The following is a 12,808-nucleotide window of genomic DNA, read 5'->3' on the forward strand; positions in this document are numbered from 1 at the left end:
CTCAATCCTGTCCCTGCGTGGTTAGCGACATAGCCATGCAGCGGGACACATACTGTCCATTCCGCGCTCAAGTAACACGCAAAGACAATGAGCTACTGTTGGCCGTCTCTCCTGCTGTTCCCCCCAGCCCCACTCTATAACGCCCTCAGCTAAACGATGCGCACGCAGTCGAAGTGAATATCGACGATGACTCTGCACCTTCAGTCTCAGTTATGAATGGAGATTGCCTGTCAACGGATCAAAAGCTCCTAGACAGCAGGTTTGCCAAGCGGGGCGAACACAGGTACTGACAACAGGACGTCCCGCACTTATGTCAATCCACACAAAAAAAGGCGCCACTAGGGCGCCTAAGCCGCCTCCCAAACCAAAGGAGAAACAAGGAGACGGGGTGTACCTGGTAGTCGAACAATTGGTGCCGCAGGTTAGCGCTCGTTAAAGCAGTTGCAGTGGGTACTCGACAATCAGTCGGACCTCATCCAAATCAGATTCGAAATCGGTAGCACGCGTGGTTGCTTGGCGAACACGCAGCGACATGTCCTTCAGAGAGCCTGACTGGATGATGTACTTAGCCTCAATGTCTCGCTCCCAACGCTTTTGGTCTTGCAATGGCGCTCCATCTGCTCCGCGACGCATATACACGCTGTTCGCGTTGGAATAATCAGCGTCCCACCCCTTCGCGTAGCGGGTCATGAAGCTAAGGCCTGGGATGCCGAACGCTTGCATATCCAGGTCGTAGCGAAGCTGCAAGGATTGCTCTTTCGGTGAGTTGAAGTCGCTGTACTGGATGGAGTTATCCAGAAAAATCGAGTCCGATTGGCGCAGGTAATCAAAGTCGTCATTGCCGTTGCTGCGCTGATAGCCAACGGTCACCGTGTGGACGCCGAATTTAACCCCGGCTTTGCCACTCCAGATATTGTTATCAAAGCTGTCCAGGAGTTTTTTACCCTCGTCGACCGCGCGGTAGTAATTAAATCCACCGATCAACGCGACGCTCTCTGAGAGCGGGTAGCTCAGGGAAGTGCCTGCGTAATACTGATTCCAAACATCCTTAAATTGGCTGGCGTAAAGACTCACACCAACATGCTCATTAACGGTGTAATCGCCCCCAAGGTAAGCAATCCATGGAGCATCAACAGCACCGGCATAGAAAGTCGAAAAGCCGTCACGCATGCTGCTGGAGTTGGGTTGGCTCATCGCATGCAGCCGCCCCCCCTGAATGGTCAGGTCTTTAATGGTGGTGTTGGTGAACGTTGCCCCCTTAAAGCTCTCTGGCAGCAGTCGAGAATCGCCATATGCCACGACAGGCGTGGATGGAAAGACATCTCCTACTTTGACCACCGTATCCATAAAGCGAGCCTTCGCGGCTCCGCCTACTTTTGAGTAAGAGTCTTCAGGTTGGCCTTTGCTGTTGTAGGGCATGACATCCACTGAGCTTCGAGCCCCCGAGCGCCCATCACCCGAATCAAGCTTGAGTCCTACCATTGCAAATGCATCTATGCCGAACCCGACGGTGCCTTGGGTGAAGCCAGACTCAAATCGCCCGATAATCCCATGAGCCCATTCTTCAGCGTAACCATTGCCTGTGGGACTTGACTGGCCCTTTCGATTGTCACGATTGAAGTAGAGATTACGATTGAGAAGACTAAGGGAGCTCCCTTCAATGAACCCCTCAGGTTTTTGCTCAACGGCCACTGCAACTTGCCCCATGCTCATGCCAAGGGCAATGAGAGAAAGACCATAAAAGCTTTTATTGTTCATTTAACACTCCAGGCTTTTGCTTGGCAGAGTTTCTTTATGAAATATTTTTATCATTATAAAAAGCCACCGGCACATAGGGATTCCCTCTACGTGCCGACAGACATAATTTCATACAAAAGATAACTTCAGCGTGACCTGAAAATTACTTCTATGTCAGCGACCAGCAAGCATGCTTAAAAAGCGTAAATGAATGATTTGATGTAGACATGACCTTAAGGGGCTAACTCCCATGTGGGCAGTCGGTACCCATAATCTTGTATTCCACGGTATTAAGCTTGCCCGCCGAATCTTCATAGGTCATGCGCGAAGGCGCAACACTACAGTTTTTGTTGGCCTGTGTGACACTGATCACCTTCTGAATATCGAGGTTCATACCATATTCATAATGAACAACTTCAGGGACGGCCTTACCATTTCTTAAGGCATATTGCTCCATCGCCTGTTGGTTTTCTTGCATCATCCGACCATACACGCGGTCACCGCCTCCTTCAGCCATGGCTAATGAAGATAAGGTCAAAACCGAAGCGGCGCAAAACGCTTTCACTGCTGTCATTGCTTTCATGATTTTCTCCTAAGCTCAATTTTCTGAGTTAAAGAGTAACAAGTGAAAGCTTTCAGAAAGCTGCCGCGAAGGTTACTAATGTGAAAGGTGAACCCTACTCCGCGTTTACGCTTTCAAGCCAGATGGCATTTTTGTTATCACCAAAGGTTGGCAGACGCTGACGGAACACAGATGACCTCAAAAGCTTATTGGAACCGGTGGCCCCTCCCAATTCCTCGATACGCCGGTAGATCTGAGCAAGGCCTCCGCGTCGACTCCGGTTTTTTCCAGGCTTGTCAGATCCCACTCGAAGAAACTGGAAAATACCAGGAAAACCTTGCTTGCTACCGCTGAAGTCAATCTTACCGTCGAGTAATTCACCGGGAGCTTCATCCGGATGAGTTCAGAGACAGTCCATATCAAAGTTCTTAGACGGAAATGCCATACTGACTCTTGATGAATCTTTATCTGTTGATAAGTAAGGGGAAACCTCTGCTTGCGTAGATCCAGCTCATGAGGTAACGAACCTGGGAGTAGCGATTGCAAATTCCGAATATTCACTCTCTTCGGATCTTTCGTAACTTTATATAGCTCATCTACGCCCGCTTCGATAAGGGCCGCATACGCGCCGTCTCTTGAGTCGACAGACTTTTCGACCGTAACTGCAATTTTTTTAGGTGCACGGAGTTTTGCCATTAACCATGCGTTATCATGTTCTAGAATCCATTGCGTAGGTTTGTACGCCTTCTTCCAGAGGTACTCGACATCGGCGTCGTTACGTAGCGCTAAAAGCAACTCAATTTTTTGGCGATACCTAGTTTTTTGGCTAGGATGCGATTCTTCAACTTTGGACGCTCGCGGAGAAACAGAGGCACTCAGCAGAATAGACTCATTCTTCAGAGCCTCTTCAAAGTCATCTGCACTGGAAAACAAATGAAGAGCAATGATCAAATGCCTCGCGAGCGGCATATTTAGCTGACCTTTGTCTGATTTGAGCCGGATCCATTGCTCATGTTTCCCGGTGTTATAGGCTGGATCAATCTGCGACAAAAGCTCATCACCGTAAGCGCTTTGGATGCTGTCGAATAGTTTTGCGATACCTGCATTTTTTCCGAAAATATATCCGCGTTTCTTGCATTGGCGGACGTAGCAAGAACTTAATACCGTACTGCCTATCGGAGGAATATTGCGTTGCAAGATATCGTGTGCGAACAGGGCGACTTTCTGTTCCAGTTTTGAGCCCTTGTGAGTCGCTGCGCTGTTTAAGGGGCTCCAACCGCATGCGCATGGCTCAGTCAGATTGGGAAGTAGCTTCAATTTTCGGTAGAACGGGCGAGAGCACTCGGGGCAGGCATGGATCAATGTGTCGCCATGACGCCAACAGACGGCAACACCGGGTATTTGGTGAGATCGATGCCAGTAGGCAGAACCCCGATCAATCAAATCCTCCTGAACGCAGGTAGGACAAAGCTTAGCCTTGCCATGGGTGGACTCCTCTCTGCGGGGCACCCGTACCACCCCGTCATAACCCAGCGGACCTACGTTGTTCTCCGGACCCTGCTTAACCCCAAGAAAAGGCCGGTAAGCAGGAAAAGTGGTATTGCTACTGATCAGCTCTGCGAGATTGCTCTCCGATTGCCCCGGCAGTCTGTGGGCGAGCCTCTCGATCTGATTGGGTACGATGCCACCAATGCAAAAGGGTTTCGATGCGAACAAATCGCGGTAGGTTTCTGTCGCGGTTCTGTTGCCTGACAGATAGTGATATCGGGTGACACGAGAGTGCAGCATTTCATCCGGCATCGACACGGGGAAAAACAATAGATCAGACATCATTTACCGATTAAAGGTAGGGCTCGAAGAGAATATGCATCCGGGGGCAGTATATATGCAACCCGTCAAATTCTGTATCCGGTATCGATTTGGAAATGATACCCAGCCGCTCAACTTTTAACCGTAGTGAATTCATCTAAGCCCTGCCGCGATCGTACTCTTGAATACAAAACACGTATCGATAACCTGCGCAGGTCAGCCCATGGCAATTGCAAAACTATTTCTGTTGATCGCGGGTTAGTACGTTTTACTTGCTGATCGTGGTCATCCAGCGTATGCCGTAGCTATTCTGGAAGGTGCAAATATTCATTAACAGAAAAATAATGTGTTTACGTTGAATTAAATTCAGAACTTTTTTAGATCGAGGGAATGGCTGGCTGGATTACAGCGTGGGCCGAATGCTCGCGACCCTGTAAAGCGAAGAACGTGATATAGGCTTGCCCTCCGAGAGCAATTTGCTTCTAGCCCATCGCAGACGCCTATCGTGGAAGCCTTCGATTGATTCACATACTTTGTCGAGCATTGCTGCACAGAGAGGAAGCTTGCAGAGCTGCTTTTCGAAGCGAGACAGAACATGAAGCTCCCGGCCAATTCTGGTACGCGAGATGCGGACAGGCTTACCCGCAAGAGCATAAAGCGCTTCAGCACACTGACGGACTTCGCCGGCCAGTCTCGCATCGAGGGCAGCGAACATTTCGGCGCTATTTAGACGGGGCGTACGATGGGGGCTTGGGTTTACAGTTGACTCCGAAAGCCACCGCCTATCGTGGCGATACAGCCACGCATACCCCCTGCATGCATGTGCTTTGTAAAAACGATAATCAGCCTCGAAAGCCGTGCGTCTTGCGCATAGCTCAATGTGAAATCTTGCCTCACTCCAAGCACCTTGCCCGCCGGCTACATTTCGGATGTGACGATAGACATACGCCAATGAAACGCCTAGAACGGCAGCGATCTTTTTGGCATCAGCGCCCTCAAGAGCATGTTTCCACACAGCGGCTGACGAACAGTCCATGCCTTCACCGGGCATCACCGGAGAAAGGCGCGTGTGAAGTTGAATGTGAGCTATCGGACCACACGCCACCGCCTGTTTCACCGGGCGTTGACCATGCAGCAAGTTCACCATGTCAATGCCCAGAGCACCGGCCAATAAAATGTATTTGAGCGGGTGGTGGGAGGTTATTGGCGTACGAAGCAGCTTCGTGACCCACGAGGCGGGTGTACCTGCACGAACTTCTCCGAGTATGGAAAATTCCCATTCTTGCGGGAGTGCGGCAAAAAAATCGGCCATGTGCTGCGCCAGCATGTGCATGTGCAAGCGATGGTTATCAGAGGCAAGGTTAAGCTGCGTTGCCCTTTGTAAAAACGTGTAGCGCACCGCCTCCGCTGACAAAGCACTGACTTCAGACTCGATGACCTGAAGTGAGCGCAACGCTATTTCGTGAAGCGGCGGCATGCTCAGCGACGGGGTATCGAGACGTAACGTGTGAGCTTGCACATTCTCATCACTCGGCAGATTGAGTTGTCGAGAGCTGCGGCTGGACCAGCGAGGATCAAGGATACTAAGTGACGTCCCGTGATGCGGACATACCAGCACGCCTGGAAGCATGTGAACCCTGTGCCAGTAAGCAACTCCCCGTTGGGCCTGATCTTGGGCGATACATTCTGGGCATAACCGCACTCGGGAGGCGAATCCAATACGGCTCGCGTTGACGCCCAGCTTCAACATCAAACCCTTCCCATCGGCAGTCATCAGCGTCCGAGCGTGTTCTACCTGGCTCATAGTCAAAAACGGCGCATAGTAGGGTAATAGCGTGTGACGCATAAGGACCTCGGCTATCGATAGCTCGGTACCGCTGGGTAGCGCGTCGACAAACTCCCCTAAATGACTTGGGAATGCCACATTTTGCGAAAATGCTGCCGCCGATTTCAGGCCGGCAAATGCTGCTTGGCAATTACGAACACCGCAAAGACGGGCATAGCGAGATATCACGCTGTGCAGCGTCTCATCGGGGAACGCGGTGGGGAAGAAATGGAGTTTAAGGTGCACTTCGCCACCCCCCGACTCACGCTTTGTGATACATCGGTGAGAACTCAAACAAGTCCTCGTTGAGCCAGCCCGCAGCTCGCAGAGCATCGAGGGGAGCGTCCTGTTCGCTTAGGGCTTTAGCCTCTGAGTTTTCCACACCAGTTGCAATAGGCGATGGGTGATCCTTCGCAAGAATGGTTGGAGATTGGTCTGCCGGCTTCTCACGGGACACAACGCTTCGAAGCAAGGCGAGGCGATCCTCTCGTGCCAAACCGTCGAAGACCATCATTTCGCTCAGTTGATCCTCAATCGGCAGCAAATCGTCGAACTGCCGCATCCGCTTCGGATCTCGGCTACGCAGAGCTGAAAGGGCTGGCTTTAGAATCTGCATTTTTGAGTTGCTTACCTTCACCAGGACCTCGGCAGTCAAACACTCCGAGCCACTCTGGACCGCATAACGCTGACTCAATACCAGCAGCTTGACCAGGAAATCTGTGACGCCTTGAGTGTGCTCATACAGCGTGTCGAAAATCTCGTCAGTCAGCTCAGCAGTCTGCTTGCACCACTGATAGCTCCAGAGATTTTCGACTAACAACCGCCACTCCTCATCCTCTTTTTCGAATCGTTTGAATTCCAGCGTACCGGCACCACAGACTCGGCGGGCAGTCCGCATGGCTTCTGAGAACAGGCTAATCGTAGAGTTCGTGCCACTGAAAACGACCGGGATACCAATGTTGTTAACCAAGTGCAGAAAGAAATTCAGCATGCTCTCCTTACCACCGGTTTTCGCCAGGTGGAGGTTTTGCAGCTCGTCGATTAACAAGGCGCCGATGAAAAACGTGCTGGCCACCTGCTCCATCTGTTGCAGCGCATCATTGATATTTCGATGCCTGTAGCGCTTGTGATAGTCCTTGTCTCCTAGAGCGTCACCAACCGCATAAAAAAACTGCTGGCAAAATCCAGCCAGCGATCCATCCCGAGGGCAGTCAAGCTTCAGCCAAGTGATTTGGGTATGAACAAACTGCTTTCCCTCATAGCGCTCATGACGGATTGTCTGTGGATAAAGGCTCAAAATGGCGTGGAGTGCCGTCGACTTGCCAATACCGCTCAGGCCGACGACGGTAAACGTTTCAGCAGTGGACTTGAACGCATCGTGGTAACGCTGAGCCCCCGATAAAGAATGCAAATGCCGGACGGTAGCGGGCGACATCGGGTTACGCCCAACATACCCTCGACGGATGAGCAGTGAAAACAGGGCCTCCAGTTCCAGGTGTAACAAAAACGGCTGTACCACGGTTCTTAATCGGTCGATACAGTGAATTCGAGTGGATCCTTCGAGGGTCAGCTCTTTCGGATCCACCGGCTGAGGAAAATTCGAGATCAGCTCAATAGCCGCCGCCTCCGACAATATAGGAGGCAAAGCTTCGATAAGCGGATTGCCCGCATACTCACTTATGTCCTGTTTGACGTAATTGGCAAACGTCTGCGCACCTTTCATTTTGCCTGTCCTGGCCGAATTCTTTTGAGCAAATCGATAACTTGCGCAGTGCGCTCGCCGGCATATGAGTCATGCGCTTTCGGTGTCGATTCAGATTGAAGTGAAGCTGGCTCCGCCCTGACGCCTTCAGGAACAGCCGCATTTTCACGCTCACGGAGACGTTCTTCTGCGCGGTTCTCGCGGATGTTTCCAGTGGCCTCCGCCTTGGTGGGCGGAGCAGGTTCCAATTTTCGTTCTGCGAGCGCATGGCTGATGATCTGGTGGACCTGATCGCTAAGCTGCACACGGCTTTCCAGCTCGGCTCGCCGGTGAGTAGGCGGTTTTTGGCGATAGGCTTCGAGCAGATCAAAAATCTCGTCCGAGCGGTAATTCGCGTAACCGGCATCCGATCGTCGAAGATCACAGCGGATAAACTGCTTGGCCTCTCCCTGGATCCAGATGTGCGCCGCAGAGTTCGGATCGAACCAACACTCTATTGACCAAACGCCCCCTTTGCGAGCCTTGGCAAACCAATCTTTCTCTATGGCCATATCACAAACGTAGTGCATGCCGCGAAACATCACGCCGCCCTTTTGAACGGTCGCGCGCTCGCGCGGCAAGAGATGGAGGTAAACCAGCTCGTCGGGACGTTTGTTGGATTCGATCAGGTCGTTTTCGCAGGCCCAATTCCATATCCCGTTGGGCGTAGGTTCAACACCGTCATTCATCATCGCCTGAGTCAGTCGGTCAGGCTGTCGATGGTGCCGGTTATAGTGGAGCACGCAATTGATGAGGATCTGGGTGAACTCTTTGAGGTTTAGCGTGGCATCGAGCCGGTAATCTCGCTCGCCTCGCTCTTTGTCTCGCGCAGCTACCCCGCCAGGTAGCCATCTGATACCCGTCAAATCATTCAAAATGCCAAACCGACTTTCTACCATAGGCTTCCAATCAGGCCGATAAGGCGGAGCCGTGCCCATCTCAATTCCCAAGCCTGACGATAGCCCCTCTGCTGCCAGTGACAACATCTCTCCCCTGTCGGCGTAAATCTGGTGGGGCAGGTGGTGACAATTCCAATCATCTGAATTGATTTCAACGCCGTTCTGAGCGCAGAACTCGACTTTGGGGGTAAACGCGTTGAACAGCGCTTGCCTCGCCCCGTTCCAACTGGGACCTTCCAATCCTACATAGAGGCCAACAATCATTCCGGAGAAACTATCCACAACGATATAAACTACGGGCCGGCCAATAAGCATCCGTCTAGAGTAGCTATTGACCAAATAAATATCGGCAATAGTTGCGTCGATTTCAAACTGATGACACGGTCCACGCAGCCAATCGCGAACGGTACCTGAAAGCGGACGGCAGTCCTTTAACCACTTCCTCAACCCTTTACGGCCACGCTCGGTTTCAATTTCGTCGAAAAAAATCTGTCCCCAATATCTGAATTGCCTCAGGCTGGGCAGCTCTAAGCTAGGTAGCAAACGAAGCTCTTCTTCACTGTTTTTAGAGATGTCTCGAACCGAGTAGAATCTTCTCAACATTTCGTCATATGCGCTCGAAATAGAAGATTTCTTATCTTTTACATAAAGGGCATATCCAACTCGTATGCATCGTTTATCAACCGCACTGAGCATCTTGGAAGGCGCAGTGAGAACGCCTTGAAACGTAGGTTTTCGCCCTGGAGGCCTACTCGGATCATATTTTCTATCGGCAACTCCTACCGCCGAGTAATTATTAAGTAATGAGTTTCGAACTTGACCATAAAACCAATATCGGTAAAGAAGCCGATAGATCGTTTTTCGCTGAATTCCGAGCTCTGACGCCCGTTTGGTAACAAGCCGGCCTAACTCTCCCCGTACAAATATTTGTCCTGGATATTCAGGATCTAGCAGCGGGGCTATGACCGCCCACTTTTCGTCCCGGCCTTGCTTGGCTCTCTCATCCAGCTGGTCCTCAAGCACAAGCATAAACTCGGGTGTGGTAATGGCTGCTGGTTTCGTGTGACCAGACGCTAACGAACGACGCAACTCTTCGAGACCAATGGCGTAGGGCTGCCGGGGTGGGTCTGCTAGATCTATCACCACAGCCAAGTCATGCGTTTCATCTTGGTAAATGAGCCTAGCTATCGTAGCGATGACCGACAGATCGGTAACAGGCTCAAAAACCTCATTAACGAGGACAGTCATGACATTTTCTCCTTCAACGATCCTTGGACAGGGATCTGGAAAACTTCGAATTCAGGAACTAGACTAGTAAGGTGGAGAGGAGTGTTAATCAAATCTATTTTCAGTACCTTGTTCCAAACCAGATGGAAGAAAATTGCCTGAGCGTCTAGATAAGAGATGGACAGAAGGGACGCTATTTTTCTTAGACAGGTGGCCAAAGTCCACGAATATTCCCGGCTGTTTGCTAGGCACTCGATAAAACTCGAATGCAAAGGGACTTTCATTAAATCGCGAGGGAGCTTCGAGTATTTTCTGATTAGTCCAAGATTTTTTATCAAATCTCGTGTAAAAAATTCATCTGTGACGATTTTCCAATCAACACCTTGGCTTTGCCAAAAGCGCTTTTCAATCTCAAGTTTTTCAAGCGTGCGGTTACTTCCTTTGCCAACTAGGTCGGATCGATACTTCACCGTTCTAGCTACCGACTTAAAGTTTCCGCTCAAGTCCTTAACGGTTAGCAGGAAATCTGTTGTCATTACATAGGGCAGTGTCGTTCTAGGGTATCTGGGATAACGTACATCTATTGCCGACGCTATCGCTTGCGCGCGCTCTGTGGGTAGTAACGGATATTGCTCACGGATATCCACGACGTCTTCAGAAAATTCACACACAAGGAAGTACGAACGCTCGAGATCTGACAGTAGGTGATGAATCCTCTCGATCTTCACACCTTGGATTTTGTGCGAACGACCTATCGACGGGACATCTTGTACCCGCAGCCAAGGCACGTAGCTTGCCCCGGCGCCTTCGCCAAATCCATTTGCAATGTGCCGTTCAATGTCCTGCTGTGATGCAAACTTACGACCTCGCAACCCACGCCTCCTCAGTCGATGCGGACCGCTTCACCTCACGCCGAGAAAAGTCGTAGAAGAACACGACCGCCGTAGCGGCCATATTCAAAGCATTTTCTAGACTACACCCGCAGAGAGTTGAAGCGATGAATCCAGACCAAAGGGAAAGCCTGGAAAGGAAAAACCCCCGTAGATACGGGGGTTTGAGCCTTGTGTCAATCTATGTTCATGAGTGTCAAACTTTATTGTTTTGTGTCAATCTTTATTGTTTTGTGTCAATCTTTATTGTTCAAAGCCACCGGCTGCATCAGTTGTGGATAACTTATTCCACCGTCACCGACTTCGCCAGATTACGCGGCTGGTCAACGTCCGTACCCTTCAGCACAGCGACGTAGTAAGAAAGCAACTGCAGCGGAATGGTGTAGAGGATCGGAGAAAGAATGTCGTGGATGTGCGGCATCTGTACCACGTGGGTGCCTTCGCCGTTGGTCATCCCGGCTTTCTCGTCGGCGAAAACGACCAGTTCGCCGCCGCGTGCGCGGACTTCCTGCAGGTTGGACTTGAGCTTTTCCAGCAGTTCGTTGTTCGGTGCGACGGTGACCACGGGCATGTCGTTATCCACAAGCGCGAGCGGGCCGTGTTTGAGTTCGCCGGCCGGGTAGGCTTCAGCGTGGATGTAGGAGATTTCCTTGAGCTTCAAGGCACCTTCCATTGCTACCGGGAATTGCGCGCCGCGACCGAGGAACAGTGTGTGGTTCTTCTCGGCGAACAGCTCGGCGACTTTTTCCACGGTGCTGTCCATCGCCAGCGCTTCGCCCAAGCGAGCCGGCAGGCGACGCAATTCTGCCACCAGCGTGGCTTCAACGCCCGGCGCCAGAGTACCGCGCACTTGGCCCAGTGACAGGGTGAGTAGCAACAGACCAACCAGCTGCGTCGTGAACGCTTTGGTCGAAGCGACGCCGATTTCGCGACCGGCCTGGGTCAGCAAAGTCATGTCGGATTCGCGCACCAGCGAGCTGATACCAACGTTGCAGATCGCCAGACTGGCGAGGAAGCCAAGCTCCTTGGCGTTGCGCAATGCGGCCAGGGTGTCGGCAGTTTCGCCGGACTGCGAGATGGTGACGAACAATGTATCCGGCTGCACCACCACTTTGCGGTAGCGGAATTCGCTGGCAACTTCGACCTGGCACGGGATCCCGGCCAGCTCTTCGAGCCAGTAACGGGCAACCATGCCGGCGTGATAACTGGTGCCGCAGGCAACGATCTGTACGTTACGCACCTTGGCAAACAGCTCGGCCGCTTGTGGGCCGAAAGCTTGCACCAGCACTTGGTCGTTGCTCAGCCGACCTTCCAGCGTGCGCTGCACCACGGTCGGTTGCTCGTGGATTTCCTTGAGCATGTAGTGGCGGAATTCGCCCTTGTCGGCCGCTTCGGCGCCGTCGGTGTACTGCACGGTCTGGCGCTCGACGGCTTTGCCGTCGACATCCCAAATTTGCACGGTATCGCGCTGAATTTCAGCGATATCGCCTTCTTCCAGATACATGAAGCGATCAGTGACCTGGCGCAGAGCCAGTTGATCGGAGGCGAGGAAGTTCTCACCCAGACCCAAACCAATCACCAATGGACTGCCACTGCGCGCGGCAACCAGACGATCCGGTTGTTTGCCATTGATCACGGCCAGACCGTATGCACCGTGCAGTTCCTTGACGGTAGCCTTGAGGGCGACAGTCAGATCTGGCTGATCCTTGAGTTTGTGATTCAGCAGGTGAGCGATGACTTCGGTATCAGTATCCGAAGTAAACACGTAGCCCAGCGCTTTAAGCTGTTCACGCAAGGCTTCGTGGTTTTCGATGATGCCGTTGTGCACCACCGCGATGTCTCCGGAGAAATGCGGGTGAGCATTACGCTCGCACGGGGCGCCGTGGGTTGCCCAACGGGTGTGCGCAATGCCGAGGCGGCCAACCAGCGGGTGTTCAGCCAGCGCGACTTCCAGTTCGCTGACTTTGCCCGGACGGCGCATGCGCTCGAGGGTTTGCTCATTGGTGTACACCGCCACGCCAGCGCTGTCATAGCCGCGGTACTCGAGGCGTTTGAGACCTTCGAGCAGGATGGCGGTGATATTACGTTCAGCAACTGCGCCGACAATTCCACACATGC

8 protein-coding genes are annotated in these 12,808 nt (G+C 52.0%); all 8 read right to left on the reverse strand.

Going from position 1 to position 12,808, the window contains the following annotated elements; all coding sequences use genetic code 11:
* Positions 1-432: 432 nt before the first annotated feature.
* A complete protein-coding gene (locus tag ICA15_RS13605; RefSeq protein ID WP_042556881.1) occupies positions 433-1,758 on the reverse strand; it encodes an OprD family porin in 1,326 nt (441 codons plus the stop codon).
* Between the two features lie 220 nt (positions 1,759-1,978).
* A complete protein-coding gene (locus ICA15_RS13610) occupies positions 1,979-2,311 on the reverse strand; it encodes a DUF2790 domain-containing protein (RefSeq protein ID WP_042561925.1) in 333 nt (110 codons plus the stop codon).
* A gap of 186 nt (positions 2,312-2,497) precedes the next feature.
* Complete coding sequence (locus ICA15_RS13615) at positions 2,498-4,129, reverse strand: TnsD family Tn7-like transposition protein (RefSeq protein WP_224450881.1); 1,632 nt, start codon at positions 4,127-4,129, stop codon at positions 2,498-2,500.
* A 382-nt stretch (positions 4,130-4,511) separates the two neighbouring features.
* Positions 4,512-6,179 (reverse strand): TnsD family Tn7-like transposition protein, encoded by a 1,668-nt coding sequence (locus ICA15_RS13620; protein ID WP_042556882.1) that lies wholly within the window; start codon positions 6,177-6,179, stop codon positions 4,512-4,514.
* Positions 6,180-6,195: 16 nt separating this feature from the next.
* Complete coding sequence (locus ICA15_RS13625; RefSeq protein WP_042556883.1) at positions 6,196-7,656, reverse strand: ATP-binding protein; 1,461 nt, start codon at positions 7,654-7,656, stop codon at positions 6,196-6,198.
* On the reverse strand, positions 7,653-9,821 hold the full coding sequence (locus ICA15_RS13630) for a Mu transposase C-terminal domain-containing protein (protein WP_042556884.1): 2,169 nt from the start codon (positions 9,819-9,821) through the stop codon (positions 7,653-7,655). The genes ICA15_RS13625 and ICA15_RS13630 overlap by 4 nt, the downstream gene beginning before the upstream one ends.
* The gene (locus tag ICA15_RS13635) at positions 9,818-10,672 is read right to left on the reverse strand and encodes a TnsA endonuclease N-terminal domain-containing protein (protein ID WP_042556885.1); all 855 of its coding nucleotides are present in this window, start codon (positions 10,670-10,672) and stop codon (positions 9,818-9,820) included. The genes ICA15_RS13630 and ICA15_RS13635 overlap by 4 nt, the downstream gene beginning before the upstream one ends.
* A gap of 301 nt (positions 10,673-10,973) precedes the next feature.
* Positions 10,974-12,806: a glutamine--fructose-6-phosphate transaminase (isomerizing) gene (gene glmS / locus ICA15_RS13640; protein WP_210553268.1), complete on the reverse strand. Its 1,833-nt coding sequence runs from the start codon at positions 12,804-12,806 to the stop codon at positions 10,974-10,976.
* Positions 12,807-12,808: the final 2 nt, after the last annotated feature.

The sequence above is a fragment of the Pseudomonas sp. P116 genome (assembly GCF_020149425.1).
Taxonomy (GTDB): Bacteria; Pseudomonadota; Gammaproteobacteria; order Pseudomonadales; family Pseudomonadaceae; genus Aquipseudomonas; species Aquipseudomonas anatoliensis.